20 protein-coding genes are annotated in these 20,727 nt (G+C 67.4%); 12 read left to right on the top strand and 8 right to left on the bottom strand.

Annotation, left to right across the window (positions count from 1 at the left end; genetic code table 11):
* Positions 1–6: 6 nt before the first annotated feature.
* Positions 7–1,404: a helix-turn-helix domain-containing protein gene (locus tag BMX29_RS13895; protein WP_092813820.1), complete on the bottom strand. Its 1,398-nt coding sequence runs from the start codon at positions 1,402–1,404 to the stop codon at positions 7–9.
* 75 nt (positions 1,405–1,479) lie between these two features.
* Complete coding sequence (locus tag BMX29_RS13890; RefSeq protein ID WP_043843561.1) at positions 1,480–2,706, bottom strand: multidrug effflux MFS transporter; 1,227 nt, start codon at positions 2,704–2,706, stop codon at positions 1,480–1,482.
* 173 nt (positions 2,707–2,879) lie between these two features.
* On the opposite strand from BMX29_RS13890, the gene BMX29_RS13885 reads away from it, so the two are divergent.
* The 7 genes from BMX29_RS13885 (at position 2,880) to BMX29_RS13860 (ending at position 8,954) form a co-directional block, all read left to right on the top strand.
* Positions 2,880–4,412 (top strand): acyl-CoA carboxylase subunit beta, encoded by a 1,533-nt coding sequence (locus tag BMX29_RS13885; RefSeq protein ID WP_092813818.1) that lies wholly within the window; start codon positions 2,880–2,882, stop codon positions 4,410–4,412.
* A gap of 8 nt (positions 4,413–4,420) precedes the next feature.
* Positions 4,421–4,807 carry a hypothetical protein gene (locus tag BMX29_RS13880; protein ID WP_092813816.1) on the top strand — a complete coding sequence of 129 codons (387 nt, stop codon included), beginning with the start codon at positions 4,421–4,423 and terminating at the stop codon, positions 4,805–4,807.
* Positions 4,804–5,346, top strand: coding sequence for a DUF6497 family protein (locus tag BMX29_RS19645; RefSeq protein WP_244889241.1), 543 nt, complete (start codon positions 4,804–4,806; stop codon positions 5,344–5,346). The genes BMX29_RS13880 and BMX29_RS19645 overlap by 4 nt, the downstream gene beginning before the upstream one ends.
* A gap of 211 nt (positions 5,347–5,557) precedes the next feature.
* The gene (locus BMX29_RS19265) at positions 5,558–5,701 is read left to right on the top strand and encodes a hypothetical protein (RefSeq protein WP_164490713.1); all 144 of its coding nucleotides are present in this window, start codon (positions 5,558–5,560) and stop codon (positions 5,699–5,701) included.
* An 87-nt stretch (positions 5,702–5,788) separates the two neighbouring features.
* Positions 5,789–6,148, top strand: a complete 360-nt coding sequence (locus tag BMX29_RS13870) for a hypothetical protein (RefSeq protein WP_043843563.1) — start codon at positions 5,789–5,791, stop codon at positions 6,146–6,148.
* Positions 6,149–6,524: 376 nt separating this feature from the next.
* Positions 6,525–6,737: a hypothetical protein gene (locus tag BMX29_RS13865; RefSeq protein ID WP_043843565.1), complete on the top strand. Its 213-nt coding sequence runs from the start codon at positions 6,525–6,527 to the stop codon at positions 6,735–6,737.
* A gap of 147 nt (positions 6,738–6,884) precedes the next feature.
* A complete protein-coding gene (locus BMX29_RS13860; RefSeq protein WP_092813995.1) occupies positions 6,885–8,954 on the top strand; it encodes an acetyl-CoA carboxylase biotin carboxylase subunit in 2,070 nt (689 codons plus the stop codon).
* Between the two features lie 63 nt (positions 8,955–9,017).
* On the opposite strand, the gene BMX29_RS13855 is transcribed toward BMX29_RS13860, so the two are convergent.
* Positions 9,018–9,461, bottom strand: coding sequence for a DUF4174 domain-containing protein (locus BMX29_RS13855; protein ID WP_043843567.1), 444 nt, complete (start codon positions 9,459–9,461; stop codon positions 9,018–9,020).
* A gap of 134 nt (positions 9,462–9,595) precedes the next feature.
* On the opposite strand from BMX29_RS13855, the gene BMX29_RS13850 reads away from it, so the two are divergent.
* From BMX29_RS13850 to scpA, 3 genes are read left to right on the top strand one after another with little or no spacing between them, the layout of a single operon-like run.
* Entirely contained in the window at positions 9,596–9,919 is a 324-nt protein-coding gene (locus tag BMX29_RS13850) for a hypothetical protein (RefSeq protein ID WP_092813813.1), read from the top strand.
* Positions 9,877–10,509: a hypothetical protein gene (locus BMX29_RS13845; RefSeq protein WP_175471193.1), complete on the top strand. Its 633-nt coding sequence runs from the start codon at positions 9,877–9,879 to the stop codon at positions 10,507–10,509. Before BMX29_RS13850 ends, BMX29_RS13845 begins: the two co-directional genes overlap by 43 nt.
* Positions 10,478–12,613: a methylmalonyl-CoA mutase gene (scpA, locus tag BMX29_RS13840; RefSeq protein ID WP_092813807.1), complete on the top strand. Its 2,136-nt coding sequence runs from the start codon at positions 10,478–10,480 to the stop codon at positions 12,611–12,613. The genes BMX29_RS13845 and scpA overlap by 32 nt, the downstream gene beginning before the upstream one ends.
* Before the next feature lie 36 nt (positions 12,614–12,649).
* Here scpA and BMX29_RS13835 read toward each other — a convergent pair whose 3' ends face one another.
* From BMX29_RS13835 to thpD, 4 genes are all read right to left on the bottom strand, one after another.
* A complete protein-coding gene (locus BMX29_RS13835; protein WP_092813804.1) occupies positions 12,650–13,063 on the bottom strand; it encodes a DUF1810 domain-containing protein in 414 nt (137 codons plus the stop codon).
* Positions 13,064–13,067: 4 nt separating this feature from the next.
* Complete coding sequence (locus tag BMX29_RS13830; RefSeq protein ID WP_092813801.1) at positions 13,068–13,625, bottom strand: lipid-binding SYLF domain-containing protein; 558 nt, start codon at positions 13,623–13,625, stop codon at positions 13,068–13,070.
* Positions 13,626–13,745: 120 nt separating this feature from the next.
* On the bottom strand, positions 13,746–14,744 hold the full coding sequence (gene hemB, locus BMX29_RS13825; protein WP_043843577.1) for a porphobilinogen synthase: 999 nt from the start codon (positions 14,742–14,744) through the stop codon (positions 13,746–13,748).
* A gap of 85 nt (positions 14,745–14,829) precedes the next feature.
* Positions 14,830–15,777, bottom strand: a complete 948-nt coding sequence (gene thpD / locus BMX29_RS13820) for an ectoine hydroxylase (protein ID WP_092813798.1) — start codon at positions 15,775–15,777, stop codon at positions 14,830–14,832.
* 116 nt (positions 15,778–15,893) lie between these two features.
* On the opposite strand from thpD, the gene BMX29_RS13815 reads away from it, so the two are divergent.
* Complete coding sequence (locus BMX29_RS13815) at positions 15,894–16,421, top strand: component of SufBCD complex (protein WP_092813795.1); 528 nt, start codon at positions 15,894–15,896, stop codon at positions 16,419–16,421.
* A gap of 34 nt (positions 16,422–16,455) precedes the next feature.
* Positions 16,456–19,953: a transcription-repair coupling factor gene (gene mfd / locus BMX29_RS13810; RefSeq protein WP_092813792.1), complete on the top strand. Its 3,498-nt coding sequence runs from the start codon at positions 16,456–16,458 to the stop codon at positions 19,951–19,953.
* Between the two features lie 22 nt (positions 19,954–19,975).
* On the opposite strand, the gene BMX29_RS13805 is transcribed toward mfd, so the two are convergent.
* Positions 19,976–20,686, bottom strand: a complete 711-nt coding sequence (locus tag BMX29_RS13805) for an HAD family hydrolase (protein ID WP_342342395.1) — start codon at positions 20,684–20,686, stop codon at positions 19,976–19,978.
* Positions 20,687–20,727 lie beyond the last annotated feature (41 nt).

The raw sequence follows: 20,727 nt of genomic DNA, 5'->3' as shown, positions 1-20,727 counted from the left end.
CCGGGCTCACTTCACGCGGTAGGGCAGGGTCTCCCGGTGGTCGGGCGTGATCTCGAGCTTGCGCTCGAGCGGCGGGACCGACCGCTGGTGGCAATCGGGGCGCTCGCAGATCCGGCACGAGATGCCGATGGGCTCGAACGCCGCCGCCCGCGAGATGTCCATGCCGTCGGCGTAGACGAGCTGCGGCGCATGGGCGACCTCGCAGCCGAGCGCAATGGCGTAGCGACGCACCGGAGCGCCGAACCGTCCCGGCGGCTTGGAGACGTCCCGCGCGAGGTTGATGTAGCGCACGCCATCGGGCGTTTCGGCCAACTGGCGAAGGAACCGGCCCGGCGTCTCGAAGGCGCGGTGCACGTTCCACAGGGGGCAGGCGCCGCCGAAGCGGGCGAATTGCAGCCGCGTGGCCGAGTGCCGCTTGGTGATCGTGCCGGCCTGGTCCACGCGCACGAAGAAGAACGGCACGCCCTTCGCGCCGGGACGCTGCAACGTCGAGAGCCGGTGCGCGACCTGTTCGATCGAGGCGCCGAAGGTCTGGGCCAGCCGCTCAAGATCGTGCCGCACGTCCTGCGCCGCGGCGAGGAACGCGGTGTAGGGCATGAGCGCCGCGCCCGCGAAGTAGTTGGCCAGTCCGATCTTTGCGATGTCGCGGGCGGCGTCGGACTGGAACCGTGCGAGGTCGAGCGTCGCGTCCAGAAGCTGGCCGTGCTGGATCAGCGCCACCTGCAACAACATCTGGAAGGTTTGCGTCTCGTGCGGCGCGCGGGCCGAAAGCGTCAGCCGGTTCGCCCGCGCATCGAAGTGCCGTAGCGCGTCGGTGTCGGCCAGCGCGACTTCGATGCCGGCGTCGCGCAGGCGGGTCATCACCGCGTCGCGCAGCGTCGGCTCTCCGGGCCGCAGGTGGGCGTAGCGCTCGGCCGCGCGGTCCACCGCATCGATGTAGTTGTCGCAGTAGTGGAAGAAGTCGCGCACCTCCTCCCAAGGGGACGGGCGAAGTTGGGTGTTCTCGCGCCCCAGCGCCTCGTCGAGGGAGGCCAGCCGCTCGTGGGTCTGGCGGTAGGCGCGGTGCAGTTCGAGAAAGGCCCGCGCGAAGGCCGGTGCGTTCGCCGCCACCAGCCGCAGGTCCGGCACCGCGGGCGCCTCTGCGAAAAGAGGGTCGGTGAGCGCCTCGCGGATATCGGCCACCAGCCGCTCTGCGTCGCCCTGGCCCAGCTCGGTGACATCGAAGCCGAACTCCTGCGCCAACGCCAGCAGGACGGTGGTGGACACCGGCCGGTTGTTGTTCTCCATCTGGTTCAGGTAGGGCAGCGAAATGCCGAGCTTTCCCGCGAAATCTTTCTGGGTCAGCCCGAGCCGGCCGCGCAGATCGCGCAATTTCGCGCCCGCGTAGAGTTTCTGAACGCCCATGTGCCGCCTTTGCAGATTGTGTGGGCGTAGTTTGCAAATTTTCCCCGCGACGCCAAGGGCCGCCGGGTCATCCGCTCAGGCCGCCGCGCGACGTGCCAGCTGCCGGTCGCGCCAAGCCACGTAAGAGATCGCCGCGACGCCGCAGATGCCGGTGATGAACTGCAGGTAGAGCAGGGGCCACGGGCCGGTGCCGGGCTGAAGCAGCGCGCCGGCGAGCGCCGAGAGGGCCGCCCCGCCGCCGATCATGATTGCGCCCGCCAGTCCCGAGGCGGTCCCGGCCAGGTGCGGGCGCACCGAGAGCGCGCCGGCGGTGGCGTTCGGGATCGTCATGCCATTTCCGAGGCCCACGAAGCACATGAAGCCGAAGAAGCTCAGCGCGCTGCCGTAGCCCGCGGCGAAAACCAGCATCGACGTGCCGACGCCGAGCGCGTTCACGAGCGAGCCCATGAGAACCATGCGGTTCACGCCGACACTCTCGGAGAAACGGCCCGAGAGATAGTTGCCGAGGACATATCCCACGGCCGGAGCGCCAAACATCACCCCGAGCTGCGCGGGTTCCAGCGAAAACACCACCGAACCCACGAAGGGCGCGCCGCCGAGATACGAGAAGAACGCCCCGGACGAGAACGCCGCCGCCAGCGCGTAGCCCCAGAAGCGCGGCGCGCCGAGAAGGGTGGGATATTCCCGGAACTGCTGTGCGAGGCTGAGCGACGAGGGCTTCGCGGTCTCGCCGAGGTCGCGCCAGCTCAGCCAGAACATCAGGAGCCCGAGAACCAGCAACAACCAGAAGTTGGCGCGCCAGCCGAAAGCCTGGTCGAGGACGCCGCCAATGGCGGGGCCGATCATCGGGACCACGGCCATGCCCATGGTGACGTAACCGATCATCGACGCCGCACGATCCTGCGGAACCACGTCGCGCACCATCGCGCGCCCCAGCACCATGGCGGTGACCACCGTCGCCTGCACCATGCGGAAGCCGAGAAACACCCAGATGTCCCGCGCCATCAGGCAGCCCAGGGTCGCGACGATGAAGATCGCGATGCCCCACAGGATCACCGGACGGCGGCCGAACTTGTCCGAGATCGGTCCGACGAAGACCTGCAGCGCCGCGTTCACACCGAGATACACCGCGACAGAGAGCTGCACGAGGCGATACTCCGTGTCGAAATCCTCCACCATCGCGGGCAGGCTCGGCAGGAAGATGTTCATGGCCAGCGCCGAGAGCCCGGCGATCAGGATCAACGTGCCGATATGCGGCGGTGTGGCGGGGTCGAGGAAGCGGACGTTGGGGAGGTTGGCCATTCCAAGCGTCGTAGTGCCGCCGGCACGGGCTGTCCACGCGGGGCGGGCGTCTTCGCGACTTTGCAGTATTCGGTTGCCATTCTATGCCGACTTTGCAAATTCGCAGAAATTCTGTTGAGCGGACGCGTGCACGCTGTAATTGTCCCGCGCAACAGCACGAGGGAGCGGACCGCATGAAGGATATCCTGCAGGAACTCGAGGACCGCCGCGCCGAGGCCCGGCTCGGTGGTGGCGAGAAGCGGATCGAGGCGCAGCATTCCAAGGGCAAGCTGACCGCCCGCGAGCGCATCGAACTTCTGGTCGACGAGGGCTCCTTCGAAGAGTTCGACATGTTCGTCGCGCACCGCTGCACCGACTTCGGCATGGAAAAGCAGCGCCCCTACGGAGACGGCGTGGTGACCGGCTGGGGCACGATCAATGGCCGGCAGGTCTACGTGTTCAGCCAGGACTTCACCGTGTTCGGCGGCTCGCTGTCGGAAACCCATGCCCAGAAGATCTGCAAGATCATGGACATGGCGATGCAGAACGGCGCGCCGGTGATCGGTCTCAACGACTCGGGCGGCGCACGCATCCAGGAGGGCGTGGCGAGCCTCGCGGGCTATGCCGAGGTCTTCCAGCGCAATATCATGGCCTCGGGCGTCATCCCGCAGATCAGCGTCATCATGGGGCCGTGCGCGGGCGGCGCGGTTTACTCGCCGGCGATGACTGACTTCATCTTCATGGTGAAGGATTCCAGCTACATGTTCGTCACCGGCCCCGACGTGGTGAAGACCGTCACGAACGAGGTCGTCACCGCCGAGGAGCTTGGCGGCGCGTCCACCCACACCAAGAAGTCCTCGGTCGCGGACGGCGCCTTCGAAAACGACGTGGAGGCGCTCGCCGAGGTGCGGCGGCTCGTCGACTTCCTGCCGCTGTCGAACCGCGAAAAGCCCCCGGTGCGCCCGTTCTTCGACGAACCCGGCCGCCAGGAGACCTCGCTCGACACGCTCATCCCCGAGAACGCGAACACGCCGTACGACATGAAGGAGCTGATCGAGAAGGTCGCGGACGAGGGCGACTTCTACGAGATCCAGGCGGAGTTCGCCAAGAACATGGTCACGGGCTTCATTCGGCTCGAGGGGCAGACCGTGGGCGTTGTCGCGAACCAGCCGATGGTGCTGGCCGGGTGCCTCGACATCGATTCCAGCCGCAAGGCCGCGCGCTTCGTGCGTTTCTGCGATGCGTTCGAAATTCCGATCCTGACCTTCGTCGACGTGCCGGGCTTCCTGCCGGGGACCGGTCAGGAATACGGTGGCGTCATCAAGCACGGCGCGAAACTGCTGTTCGCTTACGGAGAGGCGACGGTGCCGAAGGTCACGGTCATTACCCGCAAGGCCTACGGCGGTGCCTATGACGTGATGGCCTCCAAGCACCTGCGCGGTGACTTCAACTATGCCTGGCCCACCGCCGAGATCGCGGTGATGGGCGCGAAGGGCGCCACCGAGATCCTCTACCGCTCCGAATTGGGCGACCCCGAGAAGATCGCGGCGCGCACGCAGGAATACGAGGACCGCTTCGCCAACCCGTTCGTCGCGGCCGAGAAGGGGTTCATCGACGAGGTGATCCAGCCGCGTTCAACCCGGCGGCGCGTCAGCCGCGCCTTCGCCGCGCTTCGCAACAAGAAGCTGTCGAACCCGTGGAAGAAGCACGACAACATCCCGCTCTGAGCCTGCACATGACGAAGACCGACGACATCGCGGGGGCCGAACCGGTGCTCCGGCACGGCTGGTACTGGGCCGAAGCGGACGGCGCGCTCGTCCATGCGCGGCACTGGCCGCCGCGCTTCGACGTGTCCGCCGAGGGTACGTTCCCTCGGGTGTCGTCGCGGAAACTTGCCGTGGCGATTCGTCAAGACCTCTGGAGAAAAATGAAACGCTTGCGTGGCTTTTCACCTGTGGTAACCATTACGCACAACGATGAGTTTTTCAGCGTTCGCATCGGAGGTCGGGTCGGAAAAGCAGCCGTTCCTGAATCGGTGCAAACGATGCTCGAGGATCTCCTGACCTCGCCCACCCACCGTGCCGCATGGCGCAAATGGGCCGGACGCGGAGGTGCCGCATGATGCGGCATTCAGTCGAGATCGCCGAGGTAGCGGGCCAGGCCCGCGATAGCGCAGCCCCGACGGGAGGAGCCCTTTCGAGGGGTCGGGGCTGCCTCATCCCCCTTTCGCAAAAGGCAGTTGCGACCGTCTGTGCGACTCTTTCGCTGACCTTGAGCGCGGTTCCGGGCGTGGCGCACGCGGGCACGCACGAACCGACCGTCGTAAAGCTCGCCGATCCCGGGGCGATCGACGTGCCCTCGGGCCGGAACGTGACGCTGCATGAGGTCCTCTCCGAGCCTGACGGTCTGTACCGGGCGCGCTTTGTCGCGCCGGACCTCGATGTCGGGGCGGGCGATCTCGATGTGCTTACGGACGATGCCGAGGCGCTTTGCGCCGAGGTGGTGCTGCCGCTTCTCGAAACGGCCGCCTTGGATGCGGCCCGCGTGGTGGTCAGCCTTTCTGCCGAACCGGTGCCATTTGGCGTCGCCGCACCGGAGGTGGCTCAAACGTTCGAGTCCTTCCGGATCGCGGATGAAGCCTGCATTTGGGAGGCGTTTTGATGCAGCCACAAAATCTTGCAGACACAGGCCACATGACCCTTGGCTTTGCGGCTTTCGCGTCACATGCGGCCAAACCGCGCAGTGCCAGATATGAAGTCCGTGAAAATTTCTGTAGTTTCAGGGGTGGTCGCAAGAAAGTGACCGCTACATCGCAGGGGAAGCGGGACGTCGGGACGGCGCTCCGCCCCTTGATTACTGACAGGAGACCCAGATGTCCCACATCGTTAAGTTCCTCGCGCTCTTCGGCTTCGTTGCAGCTCTGTCCGCATGCGGCGGCCAGCAGGAAGAAGAGTACGTGGTCGTCGAGCCCGAGCCGATCACCACGGAACCGGTCTACACCGGCAAGTACAAGTAATCGGGTTCCGGGGCGGGCCGCTCAGCGGTCCGTCCCGCCCACATCGCTGAACCGTCCGCGGTCCCGCGCCAGCGCGGAGGCGGTTCTATGATCAAGCACCGCGGTTTCCCGAGCCGGATGCCCAGCTCGGACTTCCACTTCACAATCCGCCGCGCCAACCCAAAAGGGGTGACGCCCATCGTGCGCCGCGAACGCTATGCCGATCGCCGGCCTCCGGATCGCAAGGCGGACCTGTTCTTCATGGCCGCGCTCTGGCGCCAGTTCGGCACCGAGCCCTTCGCCCGCGGCAACCTCGACGCGGGCCGCCTCTCGTGGCTGTTCGGTCGCGAGGTGAAGCCGTGGGACGACCCGTTCGATCCAGCCGACTACGATGCCATGATGGTGATCGACGAGGCTGCCGCCCGTGCCGCGTTTCCCGACGCCTTCGATCCGGATTTCTGGGCGTGAACCCGCCGATCAACCCCCGCTATGGGCGGCGAGAAGCCGATTCCCGCGAAGCGTGCGCGAACCGCTTGGCCCCGGCCGGGCGATTTGTCAGCGTCGAGATGTCCCAACTTGGGTCATTGATGGCGCGGTCCGGCACACCTCGGCCGCGTCTTTACCGTAACCCTTCCCCTTCCGGGCGGCCTGGCGTTTCCCCCGACCAGCCGCCCGGATTTTTCGTGTGCGCCCCGCGGGGCGCGACGGGGATCGTCCGGCCGGTCCGGCAAAACGGCGCTCATCTTTTCGTGGGCGACGCACTTTTTCGGAACTCCGGGCGACGGAAGGATGTTTGTGCCGCGTATAAGCCAAACGCGGCACGGGAACGTAGGGAGTCTCACTCATGCTCAAATTCGTCAAACTCGCCGCAGTCACCGGCATCATGGGCGCCGGCCTCGCAGCCTGCGAAAGCTCGGACCTGCCGCGCGCCGCAACCGGTGCTGGCGCCGGCTACCTCATCGACCGCGCGACCGGCGGTGACGGCACCGTCGGTGCAGCCGTTGGCGCAGCCGGCGGCGTGGTCTGCGACGACGTCACGCCGCAGTACTGCAACTGATCTGACGCGCGCCGCGGCCTTCGGGTCGCACGGCACGCCACAGCTTTCGACGGCCATCGGGGCACCCGCCCCGGTGGCCGTTTTCGTATGCGCGGACCGGGCGACGGCGCCCGCAACCGCCGGAAATACTCTGACAAGGGGATGGAGATGTTCGACAAGATCCTGATCGCGAACCGGGGCGAGATCGCCTGCCGGGTCATCAAGTCCGCCCGCAAGATGGGGATCAGGACGGTCGCCGTGTACTCGGACGCCGACCGCAACGCGCTGCACGTCGCGATGGCGGACGAGGCGGTGCATATCGGTCCGGCCCAGGCCAACCAGTCTTACATCGTGATCGACAAGATCATGGACGCGATCCGGCAGACCGGCGCGCAGGCGGTGCATCCCGGCTACGGCTTCCTGTCGGAGAACCCGAAATTCGCCGAGGCGCTCGACGCCGCGGGCGTTGCCTTCATCGGCCCCCCCAAAGGCGCGATCGAGGCCATGGGGGACAAGATCACCTCGAAGAAGCTCGCCTCCGAGGCCGGCGTCTCGACCGTGCCGGGGTACATGGGCCTGATCGAGGACGCCGAGGAGGCCGTGAAGATCTCGGCCGAGATCGGCTACCCGGTGATGATCAAGGCCAGCGCCGGCGGCGGCGGCAAGGGAATGCGGATCGCCTGGGATGACGAGGAAGCGCGCGAGGGCTTCCAGTCGTCCAAGAACGAGGCCGCCAGCAGCTTCGGCGACGATCGTATCTTCATCGAGAAGTTCGTCACGCAGCCGCGCCACATCGAGATCCAGGTCCTCGCCGACAAGCATGGCAACTGCATCTATCTCGGCGAGCGGGAGTGCTCGATCCAGCGCCGGAACCAGAAGGTGATCGAGGAGGCCCCGTCGCCGTTCCTCGACCCGGAGACGCGCAAGAAAATGGGCGAACAGGCCGTCGCGCTGGCCAAGGCGGTGGACTACGCCTCGGCCGGGACGGTCGAGTTCATCATGGACGGCGACAAGAACTTCTACTTCCTCGAGATGAACACCCGGCTCCAGGTGGAGCACCCGGTCACCGAGCTCATCACCGGCATCGACCTCGTGGAGCAGATGATCCGCGTGGCCGACGGCGAGACGCTGTCCATCGCGCAGGACGACGTGAAACTGAACGGCTGGGCGATCGAAAGCCGGCTCTATGCCGAGGATCCCTATCGCAACTTCCTGCCCTCCATCGGCCGTCTGACCCGCTATCGGCCGCCGTCCGAGCATGCCGCCGGCCCGCTCGAGGACAACGGCAAGTGGGTCGACGTGGCCGACGCCGCCGAGGCTGCGCCCGAGCAGAACACCACGACCGCCGTGCGCAATGACACCGGCGTCTTCGAGGGTGGCGAGATCTCGATGTACTACGACCCGATGATCGCCAAGCTCTGCACGTGGGGGCCGACCCGGGCCGATGCGCTCGAGGGGATGCGAAACGCGCTCGACGCCTTCGAGGTCGAGGGGATCGGGCACAACCTTCCGTTCCTGTCCGCCGTGATGGATCATCCGCGCTTCACATCGGGCGAGATCACCACCGGCTTCATCGCCGAGGAATATCCCGACGGCTTCGCCGGGGTCGAACTGCCCGAGGACGCGCTGCGACGCGTGGCCGCTGCCTGTGCCGCGATGAACCGCGTTGCCGAGATCCGGCGCGCGCGCATTTCGGGGACACTGGACAACCACGAGCGCAAGGTCGGCGACCAGTGGAACGTCGCGCTGCAGGGGCAGGACTTCGACATGACGGTCGAGGCAGACCGGGAGGGTGCCACCATCCGCTTCGCCGATGGCAAGACCCACCGCGTCAGCGGCGACTGGACGCCGGGCGATCAGTTGGCCCGGATGAACGTGGACGGCGCCCCGCTGGTGCTGAAGGTCGGCAAGATCTCGGGCGGCTTCCGCATCCGCAGCCGCGGCGCGGACCTGCGGGTCCATGTCCGCACGCCGCGCCAGGCCGAGCTTGCGCGCCTCATGCCCGAGAAGGAGGCGCCCGACACCTCCAAGATGCTGCTCTGCCCGATGCCGGGCCTCGTGGTGAAGCTGCACGTTGGCGAGGGCGACGAGGTTCAGGAGGGCCAGGCGCTTGCGACCGTCGAGGCCATGAAGATGGAGAACATCCTGCGCGCCGAGCGCAAGGCGAAGGTCTCCAAGATCAACGCGGGCGAGGGCGACAGCCTCGCCGTGGACGACGTCATCATGGAGTTCGAGTGATCCGATGACCCGTGCCGTCGCGCCCGTTCCCGAATGTCTCGACCGCCATCCCGGCGGCGCGGGTCACTCGGCTGCGCGGCGGTCGCGGACCTCCTGCTGGCGGATCGGCTGCTTGTCGATCGACCGGGTGAGTTCGCGCACCGACCACGGGAACGGCTTGCGGAGGATGCGGTTGCCGTCCTTGCCGACCAGCACGACCATGAAGCCCCGCGGGCGCAGCGTCTCGCGGATCTCCGATCGGTCGGCGGGCGACGTGTCGGTCAGTACGATCACGTCGCGTTCGCGCAGGGCATCCTCGCGGTCGGCAATATACTGCATTTGCTGCACATACGACGGATCGGCCGGATTGTCCGCGAAGACGACGAGCGGCCGTTTGATCCAATGGAACTCTTCCAAGGTGCGGCCCTCGGCCGGCTGGATCAGATCGTCGGACTGGGCGCCGTCGGCGGCAAGCGTTCCAGTGGCGGCGAAGACGGCGGCGAACAGGACTGTGGCGAGGCATTTCATGTCTCTGGATATAGGGCGCAATTCGTCCGCCGGGGAGCGCGCGTCCTGTCGCGGTCTCGAAAATTTTAACGTTAAGCCGTTCCTTATGCGGTCCTGCGAAAGAGGGGGCGACAGCCCTTCGGCGGAGACCGGACATGGACGTGACCCTGCACCTTGGCGCGCATCGCACCGCCTCGACCAGCTTTCAACGTTACGCGGCGGCGCATTCCGAACCGCTTGCCGCGCAGAGGATCGCGGTCTGGGGGCCGAAACGGACACGCACCGGACTTCTGCACAACGTCGTGTCGCGGGATGCGCGGCCGCGCGACCGGGGGCGGGTGCGGCTGGCCTGCGCGTCGGAGGCGGCATCGGCCACGCGAACGCTGGTGATCAGCGACGAGAACATGATCGGCACCCCCCGGGCGAACCTGCGGGCGTGTGCGCTATATCCGGCGGCGGGCTGCGGCTCGCGCGGTTAGGGGAGGCGCTCGGCCCGGTGCGGCGGGTGGTGATCGCGATCCGCGCGCAGGACAGGTACTGGACCTCGCTCGCGGCCTACCTCGTCGATCGCGGGGCGCCCGCGCCGGACGCAGCGGCCCTGGCGGCGATGGCTGCCGCACGGCGCACCTGGCGCGAGGTGGTGACCGAGGCCGCCATGGCGCTGCCCGAAACCGAAATCGTCGTGATCCCGTTCGAACGCTTCGCCGACCGGCCGGATGCGACACTTGCGGCGCTGACCGGATGGTCCGCGCCGCCGCGCGCGGCGGCGGGCCAATTCTGGGTCAACCGTTCGCCGGACATGGCGGCGCTGGAGGATGCGCTCGAAGCCCTTGGCGTTGCCCCCCAGCTCCGCCGCAGCCGGGGGGGGCGCTGGGATCCGTTGCCGGGAGACATGGCAGCGCGCCTGCGCGAGGCCTACGCCGACGATCTGTATTGGTTGCGCGCCGGGGCGGATGGCCTCGCGCGGTACGTGGAGGACCCCGACCCGGTCATCGCCGCCCAGACGGCGCCGGTCGGGCACAGGAGAGGACAGGACGATGAGCAAAGACGACTGGAGGGCGCTGGCTGAGAAGGAGCTCAGGGGCCGGCCGCTGGACGACCTGACCTGGAAGACGATCGAGGGCATCGACATCCAGCCGCTCTATACCGCCGAGGACGTGGAGGGGTTGCCGCACCTGGGCTCGATCCCCGGGGACGAGCCGTTCACCCGCGGCGTGAAGGCCACGATGTATGCCGGTCGCCCCTGGACGATCCGGCAGTACGCGGGCTTCTCGACCGCCGAGGAAAGCAATGCCTTCTACCGCCGCAATCTCGCGGCGGGTCAGCAGGGCGTGTCGGTCGCTTTCGACCTCGCCACGCACCGCGGCTACGACAGCGACCACCCGCGCGTGGTCGGCGACGTGGGCAAGGCGGGTGTGGCCATCGACTCGGTCGAGGACATGAAGGTGCTGTTCGACGGCATCCCGCTGGACCAGGTGTCGGTGTCGATGACGATGAACGGCGCGGTGATCCCGATCCTCGCCTCTTTCATCGTCGCAGGCGAAGAGCAGGGCCACGACAAGTCGGTGCTCTCGGGGACCATCCAGAACGACATCCTCAAGGAATTCATGGTCCGCAACACCTACATTTACCCGCCCGAACCCTCGATGCGGATCATCGCGGACATCATCGAGTACACCTCGACCGAGATGCCGCGGTTCAACTCGATCTCGATCTCCGGCTACCACATGCAGGAGGCCGGGGCGAACCTCGTGCAGGAGCTCGCCTACACCCTCGCAGACGGCAAGGAATACGTCTCGACCGCGGTCGCACGCGGCATGGACATCGACAAGTTCGCCGGGCGGCTGTCGTTCTTCTTCGCGATCGGCAAGAACTTCTTCATGGAGGCGGCCAAGCTTCGCGCGGCGCGGCTTCTGTGGCACCGGATCATGACCGACCTCGGCGCGCAGAACCCGCGCTCCAAGATGCTGCGAACGCACTGCCAGACCTCGGGCGTGTCGCTGGCCGAGCAGGATCCCTACAACAACGTCATCCGCACCGCCTACGAGGCGATGTCGGCGGTGCTGGGCGGCACCCAGTCGCTGCACACCAACGCACTCGACGAGGCGATCGCGCTGCCCACGGACTTCTCGGCCCGCATCGCGCGCAACACCCAGCTGATCCTGCAGGAAGAGACCGGGGTCACCAACGTGGTCGATCCTCTGGCAGGCTCCTACTACGTCGAGAAGCTGACCCATGACCTCGCCGAGAAAGCGTGGGAGCTGATCGAGGAGGTGGACGACCTCGGCGGCATGACCAAGGCGGTGGCCTCGGGAATGCCCAAGCTTCGCATCGAGGAGGCCGCGGCCACGCGACAGGCGATGATCGACCGAGGCCAGGACGTGATCGTCGGCGTCAACAAGTACCGGCTCGAGAAGGAAGAAGACCTCGACATCCGCGACATCGACAACTCGGCGGTGCGGGAGTCGCAGGTGCGCGCGCTCGAACGTATCCGCGCCGAGCGCGACCAGAAGGCCTGCGATGCCGCGCTCTCGAAACTGGAGCGCGTCGCGAAGGAGGACGGCAACCTGCTCGCCGCGGCGGTCGAGGCCGCCCGCGCGCGGGCCAGCGTGGGAGAGATTTCGATGGCGATGGAAAAGGTCTTCGGCCGTCACCGGGCCGAGGTGAAGACGCTCGCTGGCGTCTACGGCGCCGCCTACGAGGGCGACGAGGGTTTTGCCGCGATCCAGAAATCGGTCGAGCAGTTCGCAGAGGACGAAGGCCGACGCCCGCGGATGCTGGTGGTCAAGATGGGGCAGGACGGCCACGACCGCGGCGCCAAGGTCATCGCCACGGCCTTCGCCGACATCGGCTTTGACGTGGACGTGGGCCCGCTCTTCCAGACGCCCGAGGAAGCGGCGCAGGACGCGGTCGACAACGACGTGCACGTGATCGGCATCTCGAGCCAGGCCGCCGGCCACAAGACGCTGGCGCCACAGCTCGTCGAGGCGCTGAAGCAACAGGGCGCGGAGGACATCCTGGTGATCTGCGGCGGGGTGATCCCGCAGCAGGATTACGATTTCCTCAAGAAGGCCGGGGTCAAGGCGATCTTCGGGCCGGGGACCAACATCCCCGACGCGGCTCAGAACATCCTGAACCTGATCCGCGAGGCGCGGTCGATCTCGGCGGCCTGATCGGACAGGGCGGGTGCGCGCCCCGGCGGCGGGCACCTAGCCGATCTGGTCCGTCGTGTGCGGGCACCGATCGCCCGCGTAGAACGTGTCGAGCACGCGGGCGAAGGCCGGGTCGGCGCCCGGCACGGCCTCGAAAAGCGTCATCGACGAGCGCACCTTGAGCGCGTCGACCGCCCCGAGGATGTCCTCGGGCGCGGTGCCGGCGTGGCGCATGAGAAGCTCCGCCACCTCGACCAGGCGCGGCCCAAGAACCGGGTGGGCTAGGTAGGCGCGCGCCTCGCCCACGCCCGCAAGCCCGAAATGCCGCGCGCGGGGCGACCGGCCCAGCGTCTCGAGCTGGGGAAAGACCCACCAGATCCAGTGGCTCGTCTTGCGCCCCGCCGTCAGCTCGGCGACGACCTCGGGCCAGCAGCCCTCCTGCGCGGCGACGAATTCGTCCGGCGTGGCCACGGGATCAGGGGATGATCCGGGTGTACTTGGTACCCTCGAGCGTGGCGCCCGCGCGCAGGCCCGACTGCCCGAAGATCACCGCGATCACCGGCGAGGTCGAGGTCAGCGTCTCGGCCGCCAGCGTCTCGCCGCCCTCGGGGATCGCGTATTCCACGTTCGCACCTCCGGTCCAGCCGGGCGAGCGGCGGAAGTTCATCAGCGCGTCGTTGGTCATGAAGAACAGCACGTGCGCGTATTGCTGCGCGCCGATCTGAAGCCCCGCCGAGGCCCGCGTGGTCGAATAGTAATCTACCGTCGCGCCGTTCACCCGCAAGGCGCCGCGGCCGTAGGCGCCGCCGATCCCAAGGCCCGCCTCGGTCACCAGCGGCATCACCAAGATGCCCGCCGACTTGCCGGCGAGGTCCTGCGTGCCGGGATACTGCCGGTAGAGGGATTGCAGCGTGGTGTCGACGCGCGCGTCGATCCGCGCGGGGCCCTGGCTGCCGACGCCGTTGTTGCATCCTGCGAGCAGGGCGCCCGCCGCGAGGGAAGTGAAGACTCCCCGCCGTGTCCAATCTGTCATCTGTCCGCTCTTTCGTGCCTGTGATGCTGCCGCCCGGCCATTCCTCTGCCGGTTGTGAAACAATCTACATGGCCTTGGGCGGAATGTCACCGATGGGACGCCCCGGCAGGCGAAGGACCGCTACCCGTTCAGAAGCCGGGCCGCCCGCGGCGCGAAGTAGGTCAGCACCCCGTCGCAGCCCGCGCGTTTGAACGCCATCAGGCTTTCCATCATCGTGCGGTCGCCATCGATCCAGCCGTTCTCGGCCGCGCCCGCCAGCATCGCGTATTCGCCCGAGACCTGGTAGGCGAAGGTCGGCGTGCCAAAGGCGTCCTTCACCCGGCGGCAGATGTCGAGATAGGGCATCCCGGGTTTCACCATGACCATGTCCGCGCCCTCGGCGAGGTCGCGCGCCACCAGCCGGAGCGCCTCGTCGGAGTTGGCCGGGTTCATCTGGTAGGTCGCCTTGTCGCCCTTGAGCGCGCCCGACGCACCGACCGCATCCCGGAACGGTCCGTAAAAGGCCGAGGCATATTTGGCCGAATAGCTCAGCAGCGCGACGTTGGCGTGGCCCTCGGCCTCGAGCGCGGCGCGCAGTGCGCCGATGCGCCCGTCCATCATGTCCGACGGACCGATGATGTCGGCGCCTGCCGCGGCCTGGCTGAGGGCCTGTTTGACCAGAGCGTCCACGGTCTCGTCATTGACCACGTAGCCGTCGCGGACAAAGCCGTCCTGCCCGTCGATGTTATAGGGATCGAGCGCCACGTCGGTCATTACCGCGATCTCGGGCGCGGCGTCCTTGATCGCGCGGGTGGCGCGGTTCGACAGGTTGTCGGGGTTCCAGGCCTCGGCGCAGTCCGCGGTGCGGCGCTCCATCGGGGTGTAGGGAAAGAGACAGATCGCGGGGATCCCGAGCGACCGCGCCTCGCGTGCGGCCTCGGCCACCATATCCACCGAGCGGCGGACGACGCCCGGCATGGACGGCACAGGCTCCATGACGCCTTCGCCTTCGGTCACGAAGATCGGCCAGATGAAGTCGGAGGGGGAAAGAGTGACCTCTTGGGTCAGGGCCCGCAGCGCGGCGGTCGTGCGGGCGCGACGATGGCGTGTCGCCGGATAGGGGGCCTGGACGGGTTGCATCTGGGAGTACCTCGGACGTCGTTGTCCGCTCCGGGATGCACCCGAGGGGCCATCAAGTCCAGTCCCCCGTGGCGGCAGGGCGCGGTTACACGAGCGTGCCGCCGCGGATGTCGATCGGTTCGGGCGCGTTGCGCGTGGCGAGGAAATCAGGCCGCGCACCGGAGGCCGCGAACGGCTCGGTCAGCGCGTTCGACACGGCGTTGTAGACGAAAAACGCATTCGAGCGTGGCGCCGGCGTGATGTTTCCGTTCGAGCCGTGGATCGTGTTGCAGTCGAACAGGATCAACGTGCCGGCAGGACCTTCCGCGTCCGTGATGCCGTGCTGAGCGGCAAGGTCGGCGAGCGAGGCCTGCGACGGGGTGCCGACCTCCTGGCGCTTGAGCGAGCTTTCGTGGTTCGCGTCGGGCGTCTCGCCCTGGCAGGACACGAACACGTTCTGCGAGCCCGGCATCAGCATCAGCGCGCCGTTCTGGGCGCGGTTGTCGGTCAGCAGCAGCGACGCCGAAATCGCGCGCATCCGCGGCATGCCGTCCTCGGCGTGCCAGGTCTCGAAGTCCGAATGCCAGTAGAACTCCTTGCCGGTGAAGCCCGGTTTGTAGTTCAGGCGCGACTGATGGAGGTAGACGTCGTCCGCCAGCAGGTGCGACACGATGCCCGCGATGCGCGCGTCGCGCGACAGGGCGTTCATCAGGCCGTCGTGCTCGTCGAGGCGGAAAATCGTCCGCACGGCATCCGAATCCGGCTCCGTGACCACGTCGTCGCCGGCCACGGCCCGGCCGCCTTCGCGCAGCTCGCGGGAGCGGTCCACCAGCGCCGCGACTTCGGCGGGGCTGAACAGGTCGCGCATAACCAGAAAGCCGTCGCGCTCGAAGCTGTCCATGTCGCCACGGGTCAGCGGTGCGGGCGGCATCTTGTCCGTCCAGACAACCGGGTCTTTCCGCTCCAGCCAGGTCTCGCGATCGGGGTGCCGCGTGGGATAAGCATCCTCCTGCGTCGCCGAAACGTCGCGTTGCGGTGCAAACTCCAGAGGCATGATGGCTCCTTCCTTGTGTTTGGGTGTGCAGTCCGCCAATTTCCCGCGAACACGCTTTGTTCCGGGCGTTCAAAACACAGAATACGAGGCCGGGCCGGGCCGAGGGTGGGGATCAGGTGGACTGGCAGAGCACGATTTTTTCGGTCATCGACATGCGGTCCTTCTCGAACCTGTGGTTCTGGATCGCGCTCGCCGTGATGTGGTCGACCACCAGTCACTGGGTTCTGGGCGTGCCCTTCGACATGGTCGCGCGGGCCCGCCGCCATGGCGGCAGCGCCGAGCAGGACCTCGAGGACATGGTGCGGATCAACGTGAACCGTCTCCTGCAGATCATCGACGAGGCGGGCGTGACTGTGGTGACCGTGGTGACCTTCGCGCTGACCTCGCTGGCGATCCTGGGCTTCGTGTTCTGGATGGAGTTCGCGCAGGCGGTGCTGCTGCTCGCCGCGCCGATGACGGTGGTGGGCATGGTGTCTATCGGCTCGGCGCGGCGCATCCGGTCACGCGGGGCTACAGGCGCGGCGCTCCGCGGTGAGCTTCTGCGCCACCGGCGCATCGTGCAGGTCATCGGTATGGTCTCGGTCTTCGTCACCGCCATGTGGGGGATGTACATGAACCTCACGGTGGGACCCTTCGGCAGTTGACGCACGGCCGCCTCTGGCCCAAATGACGCGGGTCATGGCCTTAGACCGATTTCCCCGAACACATGTGACCAAGGGCGGCGCGCCCGAGGGTTTCGACGCCCGGCTCGTCCTCGACGAGGCCGAAGCGGCCCCGGTCCTTCACGTCGCGCGCGACGACAAGCGGCTCGCGCAGATGCGCGACGCGCTATCCTTCTTCGCGCCCGAGATGCCCGTCTTCACCTTTCCGGGCTGGGATTGCCTGCCATACGACCGGGTGTCGCCGAACCCCGACATCTCGGCCGCGCGCATGGCGACGCTGGCCGCGCTGGTGCACGGGATGCCGAAGCGGTTCGTGCTCCTGACCACGCTCAACGCGGCGACACAGCGGATCCCGGCGCGCGACGTGCTGCGCGAGGCGGCCTTTGCCGCCGACGTGGGCAGCCGTATCGACGAGGACGCGCTGCGCAACTTCCTCGTGCGGATGGGCTTCAGCCAGGCGCCCACGGTGATGGAGCCGGGCGACTACGCCATTCGCGGCGGCATCATCGACATCTTTCCGCCGGGCGAGGGCGGTCCGGTCCGGCTCGACCTGTTCGGCGACACGCTGGACGGGGCGCGGCGCTTCGATCCGGCCAGCCAGCGCACCACGGAAAAGCTGAGCCACGTGGAGCTGGCGCCGGTCTCGGAAGTCATCCTCGACGAGGACGCGATCCGCCGCTTCCGCCAGAATTACCGCATCGAGTTCGGCGCGGCGGGCACCGATGATCCGCTTTACGAGGCGGTCAGCGCGGGCCGCAAGCATCAGGGCATGGAGCACTGGCTGCCGTTCTTTCACGAGCGGCTGGAGACGCTGTTCGACTACCTGCCCGAGGCCACGGTCACTCTCGACGACCAGACCCGGCCGCAGCACATCGCGCGGTGGGAGGGCGTGGTCGACCAGTACGAGACGCGCGTCCACGCGATGAAGTCCAAAACCTCGGACACGGTCTACAAGCCCGTGCCGCCGGGGCAGCTCTACCTCGACGAGGCCGCGTGGGATGCCGCCGTCGCAGACCGACGCGCGGTCCGGTTCCACCCGCTCGAGCAGGCTTCGGGGCCCGGCGTGGTGGACGCGGGCGGGCGCATCGGGCGCAACTTCGCGCCCGAGCGGCAGATGGAATCCGTGAGCCTTTTCAAGTCTCTGGCGGATCATGTTCGCGCCAAGATGGAGGCCGGTCCGGTCGTCATCGCGTCCTACTCCGAGGGCGCGCGTGAACGTCTTTCGGGCCTGATCGAGGACGAGGGCCTGTCCGAGACGATCCCGATTTCCGATGGTACCCGGATCGGCAAGCGCGGTCTGCACCTTGCCGTCTGGGCGCTGGAGCACGGATTCGAAGGGCCTGTGGGCGAGCGCCGCCTGACGGTGATCTCCGAGCAGGACGTGCTGGGCGACCGGCTCATCCGGCAGCCGAAAAAACGCAAGAAGGCCGAGAACTTCCTGACCGAAGTTCAGGCTCTGACGCCGGGCGACCTGGTGGTCCACGTCGATCACGGCGTCGGCCGGTTCCAGGGCATGGAGGTCATCACGGCGGCCGGCGCGGCGCACGAGTGCCTGCTTCTGGAATATGCCGAAGCCGCGCGCCTCTACCTGCCGGTGGAGAATATCGAGCTTCTGTCGAAGTTCGGCCACGAGGAAGGGCTTCTCGACAAGCTGGGCGGCGGCGCATGGCAGGCCAAGAAGGCGCGGATGAAGGAGCGCATCCGCGAGATGGCCGACCGGCTCATCCGTATCGCGGCCGAGCGGGCGCTTCGCAAGGCACCGATCCTCGATCCGCCCCCGGGGGCCTGGGACTCGTTCGCCGCCCGCTTCCCCTACGAAGAGACCGACGACCAGTTGCGCGCCATCGAGGACGTGATGGCCGATCTGCAGGCCGGCCACCCGATGGACCGGCTGGTTGTGGGCGACGTGGGCTTCGGCAAGACCGAGGTCGCCATGCGCGCGGCCTTCGTCGCGGCGATGTCCGGCGTGCAGGTCGCGGTGATCGCACCGACCACGCTGCTGGCGCGACAGCACCTGAAAAGCTTCGAGGACCGCTTCCGCGGCTTCCCGCTGGAGGTCCGCGGCCTGTCGCGCTTCACCGGCCAGAAGGAGGCCGCGAAAACCCGCGAGGGCCTGGCCAAGGGCATCGTCGATATCGTCGTCGGCACCCATGCGCTGCTGTCCAAGCAGGTTCGGATGCAGAACCTCGGCCTGCTGGTGGTGGACGAGGAGCAGCACTTTGGCGTGACCCACAAGGAGCGGCTGAAGCAGCTGCGCTCGGACGTCCACGTGCTGACCCTGACCGCGACGCCGATCCCGCGGACGCTGCAGATGTCGCTGACCGGCGTGCGGGACCTGTCGATCATCGGCACTCCGCCGGTCGATCGCCTGTCGATCCGCACCTACGTCTCCGAGTTCGATGCCGTCACCATCCGCGAGGCACTGCTGCGGGAGCATTATCGCGGCGGCCAAAGCTTCTTCGTCTGCCCGCGCGTGGCCGACCTGCCCGAGATCGAGGAGTTCCTGAAGGAGCAGTTGCCCGAACTGTCCTACGTCGTGGCTCACGGCCAGATGGCGGCCGGCCAGCTCGACGACCGCATGAACGCGTTTTACGACGGCAAGTACGACGTGCTGCTGGCGACCACGATCGTGGAGTCGGGTCTCGATATTCCCACGGCGAACACCATGGTCGTCTGGCGTTCGGACATGTTCGGCCTGTCGCAACTGTATCAGATCCGGGGCCGCGTGGGCCGCTCCAAGACCCGCGCCTATGCCTACCTGACCACCAAGCCGCGCGCCAAGTTGACCGGCGCGGCAGAGAAGCGTCTGCGCGTGCTGGGATCTCTCGACAGCCTCGGGGCGGGGTTCTCGCTGGCGAGCCAGGACCTCGACATCCGCGGGGCGGGCAACCTCCTGGGCGAGGAACAGTCCGGCCAGATGAACGAGGTGGGCTACGAGCTTTACCAGAACATGCTGGAAGAGGCGATCGCCAAGATCCGCTCGGGCGAGACCGAGGGCATTCCGGATGTCGGCGCGGACCAGTGGGCCCCGCAGATCAATCTGGGCGTCCCGGTGCTGATCCCCGAGGACTACGTGCCCGACCTCGACGTGCGTCTTGGCCTTTACCGCCGCTTGTCCGAGCTGACCACCAAGGTCGAGCTCGAGGGCTTCGCGGCCGAGCTGATCGACCGGTTCGGCAAGCTGCCGAAAGAGGTGAACACGCTGCTGCTGGTGGTGCGGATCAAGGCCATGTGCAAGCGCGCGGGCATCGCCAAGCTCGACGGCGGTCCGAAGGGCGCGACGATCCAGTTCCACAACGACAAGTTCGCCAATCCGGAGGGGCTGGTCGAGTTCGTCAAGGCACAGGACGGTCTGGCGAAAGTGCGCGACAACAAGATCGTGGTGCGTCGGGACTGGACCCGCGACAAGGACAAGATCCAGGGCGCCTTCGCCATCGCGCGTGACCTCGCCGAGAAGGTCAAGGAGGGCAAGGCCAAGGCCAAAGCGAAGGCCGAGGCGGGCGCCAAGGCCTGAGGCTGGTGCCCGTCGCGGGTGTTCAGTCCCTGAGCAGTGCCTCGATCTGCGGGTCGGTGAAGTCCGCCACGCTCAGATGCGCACCGGCCTCCACCAGCCGGTCATGGGGCAGGGACGAGCGTACGCCCACCACCTTCGCCCCGGCGCTGCGTGCGGACCGCAGGCCCGAGGGGCTGTCCTCGAAGGCGATGGCATGGTGCGGGGCGATGCCCACGCGCTCCATTGCCACACGGTAGGGCGTGGGGTCGGGCTTCGACCGGGCGCATTCGTCACCGATCACCAAGGTCTCGATGCGGTCCGCAAGGCCGAGCGTCCTGAGCATGGCCTCGGCGTTCAGGCGCGGCGCGTTGGTGACGACGGCCACCGGCCAGCCTTCGGCCTTCGCGCGGTCGAGCAGCGCATGAGTGCCGGGCGTGGGGTCCATGCGCTCGGGCAGGCGGGCGCGGAACAGTGCCTCTTTCTCGTCTCCAAGCGCCTTCGCGTCCTCGCCCGGAAAATCCCGCCCGAAGATCTCGGCGTTCGAGCCGCCGTGGATGTGCTTGAGAAAGTACTCGGTGTCGATCTCGCGCCCGCGCTCGGCGTAGAACGCGCGGAAGACCTCGATGTGCAGCGGATCCGAGTGGATCAGCGTACCGTCCATGTCGAAGAGTAGGGCCCGTGTCATGCCAAGCGCGTAGCGGTCCGGCGTGGTGGCGGCAAGACGCAGGAGAGGCGCGGCCCGAAAATTGCCCAAGGATCGTCGCCTCGGGGTGCGATTTGGTGCGCAACAGGGGA

It is taken from the genome of Roseivivax marinus, assembly GCF_900109705.1.
GTDB lineage: Bacteria > Pseudomonadota > Alphaproteobacteria > Rhodobacterales > Rhodobacteraceae > Roseivivax > Roseivivax marinus.
Note: the sequence above shows the minus strand (reverse complement) of the source record. Positions and strands in the feature narration are given on the sequence as shown.

Bases quoted from the DNA above. Each gene is read 5' to 3' on its own strand.
- BMX29_RS13895 (WP_092813820.1), bottom strand. From the start codon at position 1,404: ATGGGCGTTCAGAAACTCTACGCGGGCGCGAAATTGCGCGATCTGCGC.
- BMX29_RS13890 (WP_043843561.1), bottom strand. From the start codon at position 2,706: ATGGCCAACCTCCCCAACGTCCGCTTCCTCGACCCCGCCACACCGCCG.
- BMX29_RS13885 (WP_092813818.1), top strand. From the start codon at position 2,880: ATGAAGGATATCCTGCAGGAACTCGAGGACCGCCGCGCCGAGGCCCGG.
- BMX29_RS13880 (WP_092813816.1), top strand. From the start codon at position 4,421: ATGACGAAGACCGACGACATCGCGGGGGCCGAACCGGTGCTCCGGCAC.
- BMX29_RS19645 (WP_244889241.1), top strand. From the start codon at position 4,804: ATGATGCGGCATTCAGTCGAGATCGCCGAGGTAGCGGGCCAGGCCCGC.
- BMX29_RS19265 (WP_164490713.1), top strand. From the start codon at position 5,558: ATGTCCCACATCGTTAAGTTCCTCGCGCTCTTCGGCTTCGTTGCAGCT.
- BMX29_RS13870 (WP_043843563.1), top strand. From the start codon at position 5,789: ATGATCAAGCACCGCGGTTTCCCGAGCCGGATGCCCAGCTCGGACTTC.
- BMX29_RS13865 (WP_043843565.1), top strand. From the start codon at position 6,525: ATGCTCAAATTCGTCAAACTCGCCGCAGTCACCGGCATCATGGGCGCC.
- BMX29_RS13860 (WP_092813995.1), top strand. From the start codon at position 6,885: ATGTTCGACAAGATCCTGATCGCGAACCGGGGCGAGATCGCCTGCCGG.
- BMX29_RS13855 (WP_043843567.1), bottom strand. From the start codon at position 9,461: ATGAAATGCCTCGCCACAGTCCTGTTCGCCGCCGTCTTCGCCGCCACT.
- BMX29_RS13850 (WP_092813813.1), top strand. From the start codon at position 9,596: ATGGACGTGACCCTGCACCTTGGCGCGCATCGCACCGCCTCGACCAGC.
- scpA (WP_092813807.1), top strand. From the start codon at position 10,478: ATGAGCAAAGACGACTGGAGGGCGCTGGCTGAGAAGGAGCTCAGGGGC.
- BMX29_RS13830 (WP_092813801.1), bottom strand. From the start codon at position 13,625: ATGACAGATTGGACACGGCGGGGAGTCTTCACTTCCCTCGCGGCGGGC.
- hemB (WP_043843577.1), bottom strand. From the start codon at position 14,744: ATGCAACCCGTCCAGGCCCCCTATCCGGCGACACGCCATCGTCGCGCC.
- thpD (WP_092813798.1), bottom strand. From the start codon at position 15,777: ATGCCTCTGGAGTTTGCACCGCAACGCGACGTTTCGGCGACGCAGGAG.
- mfd (WP_092813792.1), top strand. From the start codon at position 16,456: ATGGCCTTAGACCGATTTCCCCGAACACATGTGACCAAGGGCGGCGCG.